Consider the following 17024-nt stretch of genomic DNA (forward strand, 5'->3'; position numbering starts at 1 on the left):
ACGGTCGCGGGTTCGCACGAACATTGTTACCGTCGGGTAATGAGCCTCTCCCCCCGCCCGAAGTACACCCCGGCCCTGCGTGGCCGTCGCGTCCTCATCACGGGTGCGGCGCGCGGCATCGGTGCCGGCCTCGCCGACCTGCTCACCGCCCACGGCGCCCGCGTGGCGCTGGCCGGCCTCGAGCCCGAGCTGCTCGCCGAGGTGGCGCAGCGCAACCACGCGCCGTGGCGCGAGTGCGACGTCTCCGACCCCGATGCCCTCGACCGTGCCGTCGAGGAGCTGGTGACCGAGCTCGGCGGTCTCGACGTCGTCGTCGCCAATGCCGGCATCGCCAAGCAGCTGCCGATCATCGGCGGCCAGCCCGACGTGATGGAGGCCCACCTGCGGGTCAACACCCTGGGCGTCTTCTACACGCTGCGTGCCGCCGGGCCGCACATCACCCACCCGGGCGGCTACGCCCTGGCCACCGCCTCTCTCGCCGCAGCGGTGCACCTGCCGCTCCTCGGGGCCTACAGCGCGAGCAAGGCGGCCGTCGAGGCCATCGGCAACACCTTCCGTCAGGAGATCAAGCCGACCGGCGCCAAGGTGGGCGTCGCCTACTACTCCGAGCTCGCGACCGACATGACCAGCCGCGGCTTCGACACTGTCGCGGGCAAGAAGCTCACCGGCGGCGGCACCGTCAGCGGCGTCGCGCCCGTCGAGGCGGGTCTGCGCGCCCTCGAGCGGGGCATCGCCAAGCGGTCGCGGCGCATCGCCGCCCCGGGCTGGGTGCCGCCGGTCGTCCCCCTTCGTCACGTGGCCCAGCGGGTCATCGAGCTCAAGCCGATGCCCGAGCTCGAGGAGTCGCTCGCCATCGCCCGCACCGAGCAGGTCGACTACACGACCGCCCAGCCCACGACGTCGAGGAAGGCCCTGTGACCGCCCGGATCGCGCCGGGCAACCTGCGCGAGCTGGGACCGGTGCGGTGGGGCTTCGCCCGGGCCGCCGGCCGGGTCACCGGCACCGAACCGCCGGCCATCTTCACCACGCTCGGGCGGACCAAGGGGCTGTTCACCGGCTGGCTGCACTTCGCCGGTCGCCTGATGCCCTTCGGTTCTCTCGAGCGAAGGGAGTCCGAGCTGGTGATCCTCACCGTCGCCACCGCACGCGGCTGCGAGTACGAGCGGGAGCACCACCGCCTGCTCGGGCAGCGTGCGGGCCTGACCTCGGCCGAGATCGAGGGGATCCTCGCCGACGAGGTGGTCGCGTCCCTCAGCCCCCGCGAGCGGGTGCTGCGCGAGAGCGCGCAGGCGCTCGTCGCGACCAAGGACCTCGACGACGAGCAGTGGCAGCGACTGCGATCGGTGGCGAGCGAGCGGGAGTCCATCGAGCTGCTCCTGCTCGTCGGCCACTACGACATGCTTGCCACGACCCTCATGACGCTGCGGCTGGAGCCGGACAAGAAGGCCTGACCACTATATTGCATATGTAACTTACTCGTGCAACCATGGGTACATGAGCAGCCTCGCGTACGACCTCCACGTGCTCGTCCGGTCCCTGGACCGGTCCGCAGAGGTGCGGCTGGCCCCCTTCGGCCTGACGTATGCGCGCTACCTCGCCCTGGTCGTCGTCGGCGACCACGACGACCTCACCCAGCGGGAGCTCGCCGCTGCGCTCGGCCAGAGCGAGCCGACCGCCAGCCGCACCGCGGCCGCGCTCGCCGACGCCGGCTGGCTCAACGCCGTCCGCACCCCCGGGACCGGCAACCGCCGCATGCTCAGGCTCACGCCCTCGGGCCGTGACCTCCTCGACCGCGCCAGCGCCTCGCTCGGGAACGACTTCGACGACGTCGTACGCTCCATCGGGCAGGACCCGGACCACCTCGCCGCCCAGGTCCGACGACTCACCGCAACCCTCGAGGAGTCGTCGTGACGCCCCTGCTCCTCAGCCATCTGGTCGCCGCGCTGGTCGCCCTGCCCCTCGGCGGGTACCAGCTCTTCCGCCCAACGAAGGGGGACCCCCAGCACGTGATCCTCGGGCGGGTCTGGGCGGGCCTCATGCTCTGGGTCGCGGTCTCCTCCTACTGGATCCGCGACCTCCGTGAGGGACAGCTCTCCCTCTTGCACATCCTCTCGACGGTCACCCTCGTCACGGTGACGCTCGGCATCGTCCAGGCCCGCCGGGGCAACATCGCCGCGCACAAGGGCAACATGCGCGGCAGCTGGCTGGGCATGTGCGGCGCCTTCGTCGGTGCCGTGGCGGTGCCCGACCGAATCATCCCGACCTTCGTCGTCACCCGCCCCCTCGAAGCCCTCGTCGCCGTCCTCGTGCTCGCCCTGACGACAGTGCTCCTCATCCGGGCCGGGGCCCTCCTCACCGCCCACCACGACGCCCCGGCAGCGGGCTGAGGGCGTGACCACGACGGTCAGGACGGTTGTCCACAGATCCGCGAGCGGCGTGGGCGTGTCCTCGCGCCAGCGCCTATCGTGAGGACATGACGGCGACAGACCTCGAGCGCAAGGTACGGCAGCACGACAACGACATCTCTGCCGTCTACACGATGATCGCTGACATCCAGAACACCCAGCGTCGCCACTCCAACCGATTCGACGAGCTGACCGAGGACGTCGGCGCTCTCGCCGACAGGATGGGCTCGCTCGAAACGAAGGTCGGCTCCCTCGAGACCAAGGTGGGCTCCCTCGAGACCAAGGTGGGCTCCCTCGAGACCAAGGTGGGCTCCCTCGAGACCAAGGTGGGCTCCCTCGAGACCAAGGTGGGCTCGCTCGAGACCAAGATCGACCAGATGCTCGACCTCCTGCAGCGCTGACCCGGAGCGGCCGGCTAGGACCGCGCGATCCGTCCCTTCTGGGGGTCCGTCGCAGCCCTTCATGAGGATCCCCTGGACCCCCAAGCGCACCGCCTCGACGACGATGTCGTCGGGCAGGGACTGGGCGACGAGCACGACGTGGGTGCCCGCCGATGCTGCCATCAGCTGCTGGATGATCTCCAATGGGCGGTCGCGGGCTGTACCGGGGTCGATGAGGACCAGCTCCGGGACTTCTCTGCGCAGGGTGTCGAGGACGGCGTGACCGTGGCGAGCCACGCTAGGGCGGGTCACGTTGCGTCCGCGCTGCAGTGGCCGCGCCCGTTCGCCCACGGATGTCGACCCGCTGTCACCGGTCGATGGCAGGCTGTCCCTACCATGACCGACGACGTCCTCGACCGCTTCTCCCCTGCCACCGCGACGTGGTTCCGCGACAGCTTCGCCGAGCCCACGCGGGCGCAGGTCGGTGCCTGGAGCGCGATCAGCGCCGGCAGCCACGCACTGGTCGTCGCGCCGACCGGCTCAGGCAAGACCCTCTCGGCCTTCCTGTGGGCCCTCGACCGCCTCGCGTCCAGCCCGCCGCCGCAGGACCCGCAGGCGCGCTGCCGGGTCCTCTACATCTCCCCGCTCAAAGCACTGGCCGTCGACGTCGAGCGCAACCTGCGCGCCCCCCTCGTCGGCATCGGCCACGCCGCCGACCGGCTGGGGCTGCCCGCACCGCAGGTCTCGGTCTCCGTCCGCTCGGGAGACACCCCGGCCGCCGAGCGCCGAGCCTTCGCCAAGACGCCGTCCGACGTCCTCATCACGACCCCCGAGTCGCTCTTCCTCATGCTCACCTCGGGCGTGCGCGATGCCCTGCGCGGGGTCGAGACGATCATCATCGACGAGATCCACGCCCTCGCCGGCACCAAGCGCGGTGCCCACCTGGCGCTCTCGCTCGAGCGCCTCGACGCCCTGCTCGAACGGCCTGCCCAGCGGATCGGCCTGTCGGCCACCGTGCGCCCGGTCGACGAGGTCGCGCGCTTCCTCGCCAGCGGTCGACCCGTCGAGATCGTCCAGCCCGAGTCGACGAAGCAGTGGCAGCTCGACGTCGTCGTCCCCGTCGCCGACCTCACCGAGCTCGGCGAGCCGACGGGCGACCTCTCCGGCGCCGCGGCGGGCGAGGAGCGACGGGCGTCGATCTGGCCGCACGTCGAGGAGCGGGTCGTCGACCTCGTCGAGCAGCACCGCTCGACCCTCGTCTTCGTCAACAGCCGCCGCCTCGGAGAGCGGCTCACGGGCCGGCTCAACGAGATCCACGCCGAGCGGGTCGCGCTCCCCGACGCACCGGAGCCGACCGCTCCGGCTCGCGTGCCCGCCGAGGTCATGGCCCAGTCGGGTGCCTCCGCCGGCGCACCACCCGTGCTCGCCCGGGCCCACCACGGCTCGGTGAGCAAGGAGCAGCGGGCCCTCATCGAGGAAGACCTCAAGGCCGGCCGTCTCCCCTGCGTCGTCGCGACAAGCAGCCTCGAGCTCGGCATCGACATGGGGGCCATCGACCTCGTCGTCCAGATCGAGTCGCCGCCGTCGGTCGCTTCGGGCCTGCAGCGCGTCGGTCGTGCCGGCCACCAGGTCGGCGCGGTCAGCCACGGCGTCGTCCTGCCGAAGTTCCGCGGCGACCTCGTCCAGTCGGCCGTCGTCGTCGAGCGGATGCGGGCCGGGCAGATCGAAGCCCTCCACGTCCCGGCCAACCCGCTCGACGTCCTCGCCCAGCAGGTCGTCGCGATGTGCGCGCTCGACGACTGGCAGGTCACCGACCTGGAGGAACTCGTGCGGCGAGCCGCCCCCTTCGCCTCGCTGCCCTCGACCCTGCTGCACGCGACCCTCGACATGCTCGCCGGGCGCTATCCCTCGGAGGACTTCGCTGAGCTGCGCCCGCGCATCACCTGGGACCGGGTCGCCGGCACCGTCGCCGGCCGACGCGGCGCCCAGCGTCTCGCGGTGACGAGCGGCGGCACGATCCCCGACCGAGGTCTCTACGGCGTCTTCCTCGCGTCTGGCGACGGTCCCGGCCGTCGGGTCGGCGAGCTCGACGAGGAGATGGTCTACGAGTCGCGGGTCGGCGACGTCTTCACCCTCGGCACGAGCAGCTGGCGCATCGAGGACATCACCCACGACCAGGTCCTCGTGACGCCCGCGCCCGGGCAGCCCGGCAGGCTGCCCTTCTGGCACGGCGACCAGCTGGGCCGGCCCGCGGAGCTCGGGAGCGCGGTCGGTGCCTTCGTGCGCGAGGTCGGCGGTCTCGACGCCCAGGGGGCCAGAGCCCGCCTTGCGGAGGCCGGCCTGGACGAGTGGGCCCGGGACAACCTGCTCGCCTACCTCGAGGAGCAACGCGCCGCCACCGGTCACCTGCCCGACGACCGCACGATCGTCGTCGAGCGCTTCCGGGACGAGATCGGCGACTGGCGACTGGCGCTCCACTCCCCCTTCGGTGCCCAGGTGCACGCCCCGTGGGCTCTGGCGATCGCCGGGCGCATGCGAGAGCGCTTCGGCGTGGACGTGCAGGCGATGCACGGCGACGATGGGATCGTCCTGCGTCTGCCCGATCTCGAGCTCGACACGCAGGGCTTCGCCGAGGTGCTCGACCTCGTCACCCTCGACCCGAGCGACGTCGAGCGCGCGGTCACCGACGAGATCGGTGGCTCGGCCCTCTTCGCGGCCCGCTTCCGTGAGTGTGCCGCGCGGGCCCTGCTCCTGCCGCGCCGGCGACCGGACCGCCGGCAACCCCTGTGGCAGCAGCGCCAGCGTGCCGCCGCCCTCCTCGAGGTCGCCAGCGGCCACGCCGACTTCCCGATCGTCCTCGAGGCCGTGCGCGAGTGCCTCCAGGACGTCTTCGACGTCCCGGCCCTGACCGAGCTCATGACGCACATCGCCGGGCGCCGGATCACGCTGGTCGACGTCGAGAGCCCGCGCCCCTCCCCCTTCGCCGCGTCGTTGATGTTCGGCTACGTGGCGCAGTTCCTCTACGAGGGAGACTCCCCGCTCGCCGAGCGCCGCGCCGCGGCGCTGACCCTCGACCCCACCCTGCTCGCGGACCTGCTCGGCCGCGGTGAGCAGCTCTCGCTGGCCGACCTGCTCGACCCGGCGGCCGTCGAGCGCACCGCCGCCGAGCTGCAGTGCCTCACTCCCGAGCGAGCCGCCCGTGACGGCGAGGACCTGCTGGACCTGCTGCGCGTCCTGGGGCCGCTGTCGCTCCACGCCCTCGGCGCCCGCAGCCGCCTCGGCACCGAGGCGGTCCGCGCCGCGCTCGCGGAGCTCGAGGACAGCCGCCAGGTCATCGCGGTGCGCGTCGCCGGCGAGGACCGCTGGGCCAGCACCGAAGACGCCGCGCGCCTGCGCGACGCGCTCGGCGTCAGCCTGCCCCCCGGCCTCGCCGAGTCGCTGCTGCAGCCGGCCGCAGACCCGCTCGGAGACCTCGTCACCCGCTACGCCCGCACGCACGTCCCCTTCGCCTCGGCCGACCTCGCCGCCCACTACGGCATTGGCCGAGCCGTGGCGACCGACGCCCTGCGGCGCCTCGTGCAGACCGGCCGGCTCGTCGAGGGCGACCTCCTGCCGGTCGAGTGCGGCGGCCGCGGTGGTGAGTTCTGCGACGCCGAGGTCCTGCGGGTGCTGCGCCGGCGCTCCCTCGCGGCGCTGCGTCACGAGGTCGAGCCGGTCGAGCCGAGGCAGTACGCCCGCTTCCTGCCCGGGTGGCAGGGCGTGGGGCGCCGCATGCGCGGACGCGACGGCGTGCTGCGGGCCGTCGAGCAGCTGAGCGGCGTGGCCGTGCCGGCCAGCGCCCTCGAGTCGCTCGTCCTGCCCGCCCGGGTCGACGACGCCATCGCCCCCGTGCTCGACGACCTCATGGCGACGGGCGAGGTGCTCTGGGCCGGGCACGGCAGCCTGCCCGGTGACGACGCATGGATCAGCCTGCACCTCGCCGACGGTGCGGCGACGACCCTCCCGATCCCCGACACCGCCGACCTCGGCGCGATCGAGTCCCGCGTGCACGAGGCCCTGGCCGGAGGTGGCGCCTACTTCTTCCGCGACCTCGCCGATGCACTCGCCCGCGAGCGGACCGAGGGTGAGGAGCGGGTCGACGACGAGGAGCTCGCCGACGTGCTGTGGTCGCTCGCGCACCGGGGGCTGGTCACCGGCGACACCCTCGCGCCCGTACGTGGACTGCTCGCCGGTGGCCGCACCGCCCACAAGCCGCAGCGTCGTCCCGCGCCCCGTGGCCGCTACGGCGGTCGGCCTCGGCTGGGCCGACCCACGGTCCCGCAGCGCAGCGGCCCGCCTCGTGCCGCCGGGCGCTGGTCGGCGCTGCCCATGGCCGAGAGCGACCCGACGCTGCGCATCCACGCGGCCGCCGAGGGGCTGCTCGACCGCCACGGCGTCGTGACCCGCGGGGCCGTCGTCGCCGAAGAGGTCGAGGGCGGGTTCGCCGCGATCCACCGCGTGCTCGGCGCCGCCGAGGAGGCCGGTCAGGTGCGACGCGGCTACTTCATCGAGGGCCTGGGCGCCTCGCAGTTCGCGGTGCCCGGCGCGGTCGACGAGGTCCGCTCGGCCGCGGCGCCCGACGGGGCCGTCGTGCTCGCCGCCACCGACCCCGCCAACCCCTGGGGTGCGGCCCTGCGCTGGCCCGAGCGCGACGCGGGCGGGCACCAGCCCGGACGCAAGGCGGGAGCGCTCGTCGTCGCCGTCGACGGGCGGCTGGTGCTCTACGTCGAGCGCGGCGGCCGCACCCTGCTGTCGTGGCCGAGCGACGACGAGACCCTCGAAGCCGCGGCGCGTGGCCTGGCCGACGCCGTGCAGCGCGGGGCCCTGGGTCGGCTCACCGTGCAGCGCGCCGACGGGGCGGCCGTGCTCGGCTCGCAGGAGCCACTGGCCCGCGCCCTCACGGGCGCGGGGTTCACGATGACCCCCCGAGGGCTGCGACTGCGCCCGGGCGGGCGAGGCTGACCGTGCCCGAGGGCGACACCGTCTGGCGGACGGCTCAGCGACTGCACGCGGCCCTCGCCGGCATGCCCGCAGCGCTCGTCGACCTGCGGTGGGGCGAGGCCGACGAGGCGCCGTTGGTGGGGGCGGTCGTCGACGAGGTCGTGCCCCGCGGCAAGCACCTGCTCCACCGGTTCGCCACCGGGTGGACCCTGCACACGCACCTGCGCATGGAGGGCTCCTGGCGGGTCGAGGCTGCCGGCTCCGAGGCCGCGCGGCGCTCCCTTCGCCGGTCCGACCTGCGCGCGGCGATCGGCAACGACCGCTGGACGACCCTTGGGCTGCGTCTCGGGGAGCTCGATGTCGTGCCGCGCTCCGAGGAGCACCGGCTCGTCGGGCATCTGGGTCCCGACGTGCTCGGTGACGACTGGGACCCCGATCTCGTCGCCCGTCGCCTCGCCGGCCAGCCGGCCGGCACCTCGATCGCGGCGGCGCTCCTCGACCAGCGGGTGCTCGCGGGGGTCGGGACCTTCTGGGCCAGCGAGGCACTCTTCGCCCAGCGCCTGCACCCGTGGCGAGACGCCGCCGGTCTGCCCGCAGAGACGATCGGCCGGCTCGTGGCCCGGGTGCACGAGCTGATGGACCGGGGCAAGGAGCACGCTGTGCAGTCCTCGACCGGGGTGCTGCGCGCGGACCGCCGGTCGTGGGTCCACGGACGCTCCGGCCTCCCCTGCCGACGCTGCGGCACGACGGTTCGGGTGGCGCCGCTCGGCCGTACCGGCCCGGATCGGGTCTTCTTCTCCTGCCCGAGCTGTCAGGGTGGGCTCGCTCCGACCGACGACGGGCGAGTGCAGGGGCCGCTGGGGTCCGGACGCCGAACCCGGCGCTGAGGCGGCAGGGTACGTCAGGTCGCGGACGAGATCTGTCAGGCGGCGGAGACGACGTCGTCGTCGCGCGCTGCCACCGGCAGGGTGACCGGCGCGCTGGACCGCTCGGCACGGTCGGCCCGCTGGGCGATCTCGGTGAAGACGTGCGACATCGGCATCTCGAGGGCCGCGCAGATCGAGGCGAGCAGCTCGGAGCTGGCCTCCTTTTCGCCGCGCTCGATCTCGCTCAGGTAGCCGAGGGAGACCGACGCCTTGGCCGAGATGTCACGCAGGGTGCGCCCCTGGGAGCGGCGGGCATCACGCAGCACGTCACCGAGCTCCTCGCGCAGCAGCACCACCATGGGGGTCACCTCCTCGACATCTCCTACGTCTGGGTCCACCGTACCCCGGCCGGCCCTCAACGGTCAGGTGTGCCCCCATCAACGGTCAGCACGACGTCACGGGCCAAGTCGAGCGCGGCGGCGACCGCGCCCGCGCGCACGGCGGCACGCCCTCCGGTCAACGCCAGACGTCGCGTGCGTAGTCCCCCCGGCCAGGCGCAGGCCAGCCACACGGTGCCCGCCGGGTGGCCCTCGCTCGGGCCGGGGCCGGCGACACCGGTCGTCGCGAGGGCGACGTCGACGCCGAGGGCGCGGCAGGCCCCCTTCGCCATCTGGCTCGCCACCTGCTCGTCGACGGTGCCGACCCTGGCGACGAGATCAGTGTCGACCTGCAGGAGCGAGATCTTGACCGCCGGGTCGTAGGCGACGACGGAACCGGCGAAGACGGCAGACGACCCCGGGACCTCGACCACCGTCGCCGCGAGCAGCCCACCGGTGAGGGACTCGGCGGTTCCCAGCGACCAGCCACGCGCCCCGAGGGCCGCGAGGAGATCTGCTGCGTCAGCGTCCACCTGCGGCCTTGCGCTCCCGCTTCATCCGGGCACGGTCACTCGTCGACCGCAGGGTGAGCGCCTTCATGACGTAGTCGACGGCCGTCGCGACCGTGACGACCAGCGCCGCGATGAGAATGACCCACGCCAGACCCCGCCAGAGCTGCTCGAGGGGCAAGGTCGCGAGCGGCAGGACGAAGAGCCCGATGGCCAGGGCCTGCAGGAAGGTCTTGAGCTTGCCGCCGCGGCTGGCCGGCATGACCCCGTGCCGGATCACCCAGAAGCGCATGAGCGTGATGCCGAGCTCGCGGGCGAGGATGACGACGGTGATCCACCAGGGGATCTCGCCGATCATCGACAGCGTGACGAAGCCGGCACCGGTGAGCGCCTTGTCGGCGATCGGGTCGGCCACCTTGCCGAAGTCGGTGACCAGGCCCTTGGCGCGGGCAAGGTCCCCGTCGATGCGGTCGGTGATGATGGCGACGGCGAAGACGCCCCATGCCCACCACCGCGTGCCGGTGTCGTCGCCGCCGTGGCGCAGCACCAGCCAGACGAAGACCGGCACGAGCAGGATGCGCATGACCGTCAGGGCATTGGGGAGGTTCCACGGGCTGGGGGCCGGGGTCGTGCTCTCGGTGGTCATGCGCGCACCTCCGCCACGAGGTCGATGCCCTCGGTGCCCACGACCTCGGCGGTGACGAGCGCACCGACGACCAGGTCGTCGACCACGCCGGTGAGCAGGGTGACGCCGTCGACGTCGGGGCCCTGGTGGGCTGCGCGACCGACGACCTCGCCGCTCTCCTCGTCGACCTCCTCGACGAGCACGGTGACGTGCTCGCCGATGCGCTCCTCGGCGCGCTGGGCGGTCAGCTCCTCGACGAGCCGGGTGAGTCGGTCGACCCGCTCGGCGATGACCTCGGGATCGACCTTGTCGGTAAGCAGCTCACCCTCGGTGCCGTCCTCGTCGGAGTAGCCGAAGACCCCGACGACGTCGAGGCGCGCCGCGACGAGGAAGCGCTCGAGCTCGGCGACATCCTCCTCGCTCTCGCCGGGGAAACCGACGATGACGTTGGAGCGGATGCCGGCCTCGGGCTGACGCTCACGGATGCCGTCGATGAGCCCGAGGAAGGAGTCGGTGTCACCGAAGCGCCGCATGCGCCGCAGCAGGGGCCCGGCGGCGTGCTGGAAAGAGATGTCGTACCAGGGCACGACGCCGGGGGTGCTCGCCATGGCGCGCAGGAGGCCGGGGCGGATCTCGGCCGGCTGCAGGTAGGACACGCGCACCCGCTCGATGCCCTCGATGGCGACGAGCTCGGGGAGCAGCTGCTCGAGCAGGTCGAGGTCGCCGAGGTCCTTGCCGTAGGACGTGGAGTTTTCGCTGACGAGGAAGAGCTCGCGCACCCCCTGGGAGGCGAGCCACCTCCCTTCGGCCACAACGTCGTTGGGCCGGCGCGAGACGAAGGCGCCCCGGAAGGTCGGGATCGCGCAGAAGGCACACCGACGGTCGCAGCCGGACGCGATCTTGAGCGGGGCCCACGGGCGGTCGTCGAGCCGGGCACGGGGCAGGTCGGCGGCGTTGTGCCCCGGGAGGGCGAGGTCGCTGCCATCGCGGTCGACCGGGGAGATCGGCAGCAGCTTGCGGCGGTCACCGGGGACATGGGCCTCGGGGGCGTGCCCGTCGAGCACCGCCCGCAGGTGGGCGCTCATGTCGGTGTAGGAGTCGAAACCGAGCACCGCGTCGGCCTCGGGCAGCTCGTCGGCCAGCTCCTTGCCGTAGCGCTCGGCGAGGCAGCCGACGGCCACGACCTTTTGGGTGCGACCGTGCTCGCGCAGGTCATTGGCCTCCAGGATCGCGTCGATGGAGTCCTTCTTGGCCTGCTCGATGAACCCGCAGGTGTTGACCACCGCGACATCGGCCTGGGCGGCATCGTCGACGAGGGTCCACCCCTCTGCGGACAGGCGGCCGGCGAGCTCCTCGGAGTCGACGTCATTGCGGGTGCACCCCAGGGTGACCAGGGCGACGCTGCGGGTGGAGACGGACATGCCCCACACTCTAGGTGGCGCGGGGGCCGTCGGCCGACACGACGCGACCGGTTGGGCGACCTCCGGGCGTCAGCTGCGCGCCCGGCTCACCGTCAGGGCCACGAGCCGGGAGATCACCATCGCGACGTAGAGCACACCGCCCAGCTGCTCGACGATCGTCGCGGCCCGCGCGTGGGGCTCGATGGCCCCGACGTCCGACAGGCCGACGCTCGTGAGGTTGGCCGCCGAGAAGGCGAGCAGCTCGAGGAAGGACTTCTGCCCGATGCCCGTGTGCCCGTCGAAGGACCCCGGCTCGAGCGTCTGGATCGCGACGAAGAGATAGGTGAAGCCGAAGAGCAGCACGGTGAAGGCGGCACCGACGGCGAAGAGCTCGTCCTTGGTCACCCAGGTGTCGGCGAACATGTAGGCCACGAGCCCGTAGGCGACGTACATGTAGAAGATCGCGAGCAGCAGGTGTGCGGCAAAGTTGACCGGCACGTTGCTCCGGTCGACCACCGACCACACCTCGAGGACGAAGGCCGGGAAGCCGATGCCCAGCGCCAGCCAGGTCAGGGCCGGGGTGGAGCGCACGACCCAGATGCCGAAGGTCACCGCGAAGAGCGACAGCGAGGTGATGGCCGCGCGGCCCCAGTTCTCCGACTCCACCCAGGGCAGCAGCATGATCGCGAAGAGCTGGATGCCGACGAGGATCGCGGAGGGCTGCTTGCGCACGACGGCGGCCCAGTAGCGAAGCCCCGTCGGCCGGCTGTCGAGCTCGTACCAAGCTTTCGTCATGAGGCAACCCTAGACTCGCGCTGTGCTCGTCGCCCCATTGCTGCTGCCGCCGCTCGTCGCCGCGCTCCTGCTGGTCGTGAGCGGGGTCGCCAAGGTCCGTCACCCCGAGGAGACGCGCAGCGCATTCGGCGAGCTGCGCCTGCCGCGGGCACTCACCCGCTCCCCCGCGCCCGTCCTGCTGCCGTGGGCCGAGATCGTGCTCGCGGTGGCGATCGTCGTCACGCCGCCCCCCTTCGCGCTGGCCGTCTCGGTCGTGGTGTTGGCGCTCTTCGTCGCCTACCTGGTGGTGATCGTGCGTGCGCTGGGGTTCGGCTACCCGGTGACGTGCAGCTGCTTCGGCCGGCTCGGGCTGGGTGAGGTCACGCGCCGGACCGCGCTGCGCAATGTGCTGCTCGTCGTCGTCGCCGCCCTCGGCGTGTGGTCGGCGACGGCGGACAACTCTGTCGCGGCCCGCCTCCTCGATGCCTCGGCACAGACCTGGGTCTGGCTGGGTCTGGTCGTGCTGACCGTCGCCGTGGTCGTCGTCACCTTCGGCGGGGCGAAGGGGGGTCCGCTCACCCGCGAGCCGGTCACCGCCGACAGCGCGGACTCCGGAGAGGAGGCGGACTACGAGCGCCAGCCGATCCCCTTCGCCGTGCTGGAGACCGAGGACGGGCAGACGGTGACGATGCACGAGCTGACCAGCTCGGGGGCGGTGCTCCTGCTCTTCCTCTCCCCGTCGTGCAGCTCCTGCCTGCCGGTCATCGAGCGGTTGCCGGAGTGGGACGCCGGGCTCGGGCCGGTCTCCCTGCGGGCCGTGGTGTGGTCTCCCCTCGACGAGGCCGTGGCCGCCCAGCCCCACCTCGCCGGTCGCGTCCTGCGCGACCCCGACGCGATCACTGCCCGGATCTTCCGGGTCGGCACCCCGGGCGGGGTGCTGCTGGGTGCCGACGGAGCGCTCGCCGGCGGGCCGGTGCAGGGCGCCGAGGTCCTCGACTTCTACGAGGACGTGCGGGCCGAGCTCGTCGAGGTGGGCGTCGTGGATGACGAGCCCGTCGCCCCGGACGGGTCCGCCACGACGGACGAGTCGGTCAGCGACGGTCGGTGAGCGACCAAGCGTCCTCGTCGTCGTCCTCGGTCCACTCCTCGACGACCTCGGTCCCGATGGGGTCCGCCGCGTAGCGGTCGTGCGCGGCGGCCGGTGAGCCCTCGCGCAGGTCGATGACGTCGGTGTCGGTCGAGACGCCCTGGGCGGCGGGAGCCCCGTCGTCCTCGTCGGCATCCACCTGGGCGACCGGCTCCTCCGCGGCCGGCGGCTCCTCGCCCTTCATCAGGGCCAGGGTCGTCGGCAGGTCCTCGGGCGTGATGAGCACGTCGCGGGCCTTGGAGCCCTCGGAGGGGCCGACGACGCCGCGCGACTCGAGCAGGTCCATGAGCCGGCCGGCCTTGGCGAAGCCGACCCGCAGCTTGCGCTGGAGCATCGACGTCGAGCCGAACTGGGTCGTGACGACGAGCTCGGTCGCCTGGAGCAGCACGTCCAGGTCGTCGCCGATGTCCTCGTCGATCTGCTTCTTGGGCGTCTCGGGCGCGACGTCCTCGCGGTAGGTCGGCTTGAGCTGGCCGGTGACGTGACCGACGACCTGCTCGATCTCCGACTCGGTGACCCAGGCGCCCTGGACACGCATCGGCTTCGACTTGCCCATGGGTAGGAAGAGCGCGTCACCCTGACCCAGCAGCTTTTCGGCGCCGGGCTGGTCGAGCACGACGCGGGAGTCGGCGAGCGACGAAGTGGCGAAGGCCATGCGCGAGGGGACGTTGGCCTTGATCAGACCGGTCACGACGTCGACCGAGGGGCGTTGGGTCGCGAGCACCAGGTGGATGCCGGCCGCACGTGCCAGCTGGGTGATGCGCACGATCGAGTCCTCGACGTCGCGGGGCGCGACCATCATCAGGTCGGCGAGCTCGTCAACGATGACGAGGAGGTAGGGGTAGGGCTGGATGACCCGCTCGCTGCCGGGGATCGGCTCGACCTTGCCCGCCTTGACGGCCTTGTTGTAGTCGTCGACGTGCTTGTAGCCGAAGGTCGCCAGGTCGTCGTAGCGCATGTCCATCTCGCGCACGACCCACTGCAGGGCCTCGGCCGCCTTCTTGGCGTTGGTGATGATCGGGGTGATGAGGTGCGGGATGCCCTCGTAGGCCGTCAGCTCCACCCGCTTGGGGTCGACGAGCACCATGCGCACCTCGTCGGGCGTGGCCCGCATGAGGATCGAGGTGATCATCGAGTTGACGAAGGACGACTTGCCGGAGCCCGTGGCGCCGGCGACGAGGATGTGCGGCATCTTCGCGAGGTTGGCGATGACGTAGCCGCCCTCGACGTCCTTGCCGACACCCATGACCATCGGGTGCTCGTTGTTGCGGGCGACGTCCGAGCGCAGGACGTCGCCGAGGCAGACCATCTCCTTGTCGGCATTGGGGATCTCGATGCCGATGGCCGACTTGCCGGGGATCGGGCTGAGGATGCGCACGTCGGCCGAGGCGACGGCGTAGGCGATGTTCTTCGACAGCGCGGTGACCCGCTCGACCTTGACACCGGGCCCGAGCTCGACGACGTAGCGGGTGACGGTCGGGCCGCGGTGGAAGCCGGTGACCTGGGCGTCGATGCCGAACTCGTCGAGGACGCTCGTGAGCGACTCGACGACCTTGTCGTTGGCCGCGGAGCGCTCCTTGTGCGGTGCGCCGGGCTTGAGGTACTGGCTGTCGGGCAGCGTGTAGGTGACGTCGCCGGCGAGGGCGAGCTGCTCGACACGCTGCGGCAGCTGGGTCGTCGGCGGCGGCTGCAGCTCGGTCTTGCCGCTGGGGACCGGCGCGACGGCCGGATTCTTCGTCGGGCGCTTCTCGCCCGGGCGCGGCCCGCCGGCCTCGGGCTGCGGGGTCTCGGTCGTCTCCTCGACGTCGGCGGCGGGTGCCGCCGACTTCTTGCGACGGCCCTTGCCGACCGGCTGCACGACGGCGGCCTGGTCGTAGGCGGTGTCGCCGTCGCGCTCCCCGGATTGCTCCTCGTCGGGGTCGATGGCGCGTCGGCGCCGGGCGCGGGTGACCGCCGCCTTGGGCGCATCGTGGCGGGCGTCGACGTCGGCTGCGGTGACGTGGCTCGGCACCTCACCGGTGAAGGCGGCGCGCACGTAGGCCAGCCGCTGCGGCACCTCGTGCAGCGGGGTGCCGGTGAGCAGCAGGAGGGCGAAGAGCCCCAGCAGGACGAGCAGGATCGTCGCCGGCCACTCGGTCACGGCCGTCGACAGCGGGTCGGAGGCGAGGAAGCCGACGATGCCCCCGGCGTCTCGCATCGGGCCCGCGCCGTCGGGCGGTTGCGGGATGTCCTTGGCGATGTGCGTCAGGCCCGAGGCCGCGAAGAGCAGCATGACGCTGCCGAAGCCCAGCCGTGCGTCGGAGGCGGGCTCGCTCGCCGAGCGCAGCAGACGCACGCCGAGCAGGAGCAGGACGATCGGCAGCGCGTAGGCGACCCGGCCGAAGGTGCCCGCGGCCACCGCGTGCACGACGTCGCCGAAGGCGCCGCTGAGGCCCCACCACTCGCGCACGGCGACGACGAGCGCCAGCGCCAGCGCCAGGAAGCCCCAGCCGTCTCGGCGGTGCTCGGGCTCGATCTGGCTCGCGCTGGTGCCGATGCGGCGCACCCCGGAGCCGGTCGCGTGGGCGACACCCATCCAGGTGCGCTGGACCGCGGCGACGGGCAGGGGCAGACCCCCACCGGACGCGGGCTTGCGGGAGGAGGTCCTCCCCTTCGCGCTGCTCTTGGCGGGTGCCTTGCGACCCGACGGGCGGGTGGAGCCCTTGGGTCGGGAGCTGGCGCCCTTGCTGCGCGAGGTGGTCGACGGACGAGTGGCCATGATTCGCAGGGTAGGCGAAAGCACCCTCTGACACACGCGTCACACGCGCACCACCGGCCACGGATCACAGCGGATAACCTCGCCCCGTGGACACCCGGACCCTCGTCGTCGTGCTCGCCGCGACCGTGTTCGGCACCCTCGCGTGGCGGTGGCTGCGCGCCGGCCACTACCGCCGCGATGACGAAGGGGGTCCCCTCCCCCGCCATCTCTGGGTCCCGGCGCTCGCTCCCTTCGTCGGGCTGGTCGTCGCGCTCGGCCTCGCCGACCGGCACTGGACGACGCTGTTGGCGCCGCTCGTCCTCGCCGCGGCCGGGCTCGTCCTCGCGGCGATCGACGCCGACGTGCACCGCCTGCCCAATGCCATCACCCTGCCGCTCGTGCCGGTCCAGGCGGTGCTCCTCACCGTCGCATCGGCCGTGACCGGCGACTGGGGCGCCCTCTCCCGCGCGGGTCTCGCCGCCGTCCTCGTCGGGGGCGGGACCGTGCTGCTCGCCTTCGCCCTCTTCGGACGCTCGATCGGGATGGGCGATGCCAAGCTCATGGTCTCGATCGCCCCGACGCTCGCCTGGCTCGGCTGGAGCCAGCTGGCCGTGGGCATCTGGCTCGGCTTCGTCATCGGCGGGATCGCCGCTCTCGCACTGCTGCTCACGCGCAAGGCCTCGCGCACGACGCAGCTCGCCTTCGGCCCCTACCTCGTGGCCGGCGCGGTCCTCGCGCTCGCCCTGGCCTGACGTCCACGAGCCGAGACACGACCGGTCGAGGCTCGACAGCGGCCTCCGCAGGTGGGCTATGATCCTGACCCA

General features: G+C 72.6%; 15 protein-coding genes. 9 read left to right on the top strand and 6 right to left on the bottom strand.

Translation table 11 applies throughout. The features are described from left to right. Positions 1-39: 39 nt before the first annotated feature. The 7 genes from NYE39_RS05150 (at position 40) to NYE39_RS05180 (ending at position 8652) form a co-directional block, all read left to right on the top strand. The gene (locus NYE39_RS05150) at positions 40-918 is read left to right on the top strand and encodes an SDR family NAD(P)-dependent oxidoreductase (protein WP_341012009.1); all 879 of its coding nucleotides are present in this window, start codon (positions 40-42) and stop codon (positions 916-918) included. After that, positions 915-1451 (top strand): carboxymuconolactone decarboxylase family protein, encoded by a 537-nt coding sequence (locus NYE39_RS05155; protein ID WP_341012010.1) that lies wholly within the window; start codon positions 915-917, stop codon positions 1449-1451. The genes NYE39_RS05150 and NYE39_RS05155 overlap by 4 nt, the downstream gene beginning before the upstream one ends. A gap of 43 nt (positions 1452-1494) precedes the next feature. Further along, on the top strand, positions 1495-1911 hold the full coding sequence (locus NYE39_RS05160; protein WP_341012011.1) for a MarR family winged helix-turn-helix transcriptional regulator: 417 nt from the start codon (positions 1495-1497) through the stop codon (positions 1909-1911). Next, complete coding sequence (locus NYE39_RS05165; RefSeq protein WP_341012012.1) at positions 1908-2387, top strand: DUF2306 domain-containing protein; 480 nt, start codon at positions 1908-1910, stop codon at positions 2385-2387. Before NYE39_RS05160 ends, NYE39_RS05165 begins: the two co-directional genes overlap by 4 nt. 86 nt (positions 2388-2473) lie before the next feature. Next, positions 2474-2806, top strand: coding sequence for a hypothetical protein (locus tag NYE39_RS05170; protein WP_341012013.1), 333 nt, complete (start codon positions 2474-2476; stop codon positions 2804-2806). Between the two features lie 375 nt (positions 2807-3181). After that, a complete protein-coding gene (locus NYE39_RS05175; RefSeq protein WP_341012014.1) occupies positions 3182-7786 on the top strand; it encodes an ATP-dependent helicase in 4605 nt (1534 codons plus the stop codon). A 2-nt stretch (positions 7787-7788) separates the two neighbouring features. Beyond that, on the top strand, positions 7789-8652 hold the full coding sequence (locus NYE39_RS05180) for a DNA-formamidopyrimidine glycosylase family protein (RefSeq protein WP_341012015.1): 864 nt from the start codon (positions 7789-7791) through the stop codon (positions 8650-8652). Positions 8653-8687: 35 nt separating this feature from the next. Here the strand turns inward: NYE39_RS05180 and NYE39_RS05185 are convergent, their stop codons facing one another. The 5 genes from NYE39_RS05185 to NYE39_RS05205 all read right to left on the bottom strand — a co-directional run bounded on the left by NYE39_RS05185 (position 8688) and on the right by NYE39_RS05205 (position 12337). Next, the gene (locus NYE39_RS05185) at positions 8688-8990 is read right to left on the bottom strand and encodes a helix-turn-helix domain-containing protein (protein ID WP_072624989.1); all 303 of its coding nucleotides are present in this window, start codon (positions 8988-8990) and stop codon (positions 8688-8690) included. A 56-nt stretch (positions 8991-9046) separates the two neighbouring features. After that, a complete protein-coding gene (locus NYE39_RS05190; RefSeq protein WP_341012016.1) occupies positions 9047-9541 on the bottom strand; it encodes a CinA family protein in 495 nt (164 codons plus the stop codon). Then, positions 9531-10163: a CDP-diacylglycerol--glycerol-3-phosphate 3-phosphatidyltransferase gene (pgsA, locus tag NYE39_RS05195; protein WP_341012017.1), complete on the bottom strand. Its 633-nt coding sequence runs from the start codon at positions 10161-10163 to the stop codon at positions 9531-9533. Before pgsA ends, NYE39_RS05190 begins: the two co-directional genes overlap by 11 nt. Then, on the bottom strand, positions 10160-11563 hold the full coding sequence (gene rimO / locus NYE39_RS05200) for a 30S ribosomal protein S12 methylthiotransferase RimO (RefSeq protein WP_341012018.1): 1404 nt from the start codon (positions 11561-11563) through the stop codon (positions 10160-10162). Before rimO ends, pgsA begins: the two co-directional genes overlap by 4 nt. Positions 11564-11632: 69 nt before the next feature. Further along, complete coding sequence (locus tag NYE39_RS05205; protein WP_341012019.1) at positions 11633-12337, bottom strand: ion channel; 705 nt, start codon at positions 12335-12337, stop codon at positions 11633-11635. A 22-nt stretch (positions 12338-12359) separates the two neighbouring features. Here NYE39_RS05205 and NYE39_RS05210 point away from each other — a divergent pair, with 22 nt between their 5' ends. Beyond that, positions 12360-13424, top strand: a complete 1065-nt coding sequence (locus NYE39_RS05210; protein ID WP_341012020.1) for a MauE/DoxX family redox-associated membrane protein — start codon at positions 12360-12362, stop codon at positions 13422-13424. Here the strand turns inward: NYE39_RS05210 and NYE39_RS05215 are convergent. Then, the gene (locus NYE39_RS05215) at positions 13408-16221 is read right to left on the bottom strand and encodes a DNA translocase FtsK (protein ID WP_341012021.1); all 2814 of its coding nucleotides are present in this window, start codon (positions 16219-16221) and stop codon (positions 13408-13410) included. The genes NYE39_RS05210 and NYE39_RS05215 overlap by 17 nt on opposite strands. 86 nt (positions 16222-16307) lie before the next feature. Here NYE39_RS05215 and NYE39_RS05220 point away from each other — a divergent pair, with 86 nt between their 5' ends. Continuing rightward, positions 16308-16952, top strand: coding sequence for an A24 family peptidase (locus tag NYE39_RS05220; protein ID WP_341012022.1), 645 nt, complete (start codon positions 16308-16310; stop codon positions 16950-16952). The last annotated feature ends 72 nt before the right edge of the window (positions 16953-17024 follow it).

The organism is Janibacter sp. FSL W8-0316 (assembly GCF_038004165.1).
In the GTDB taxonomy this organism is placed as follows: Bacteria; Actinomycetota; Actinomycetes; order Actinomycetales; family Dermatophilaceae; genus Janibacter; species Janibacter indicus.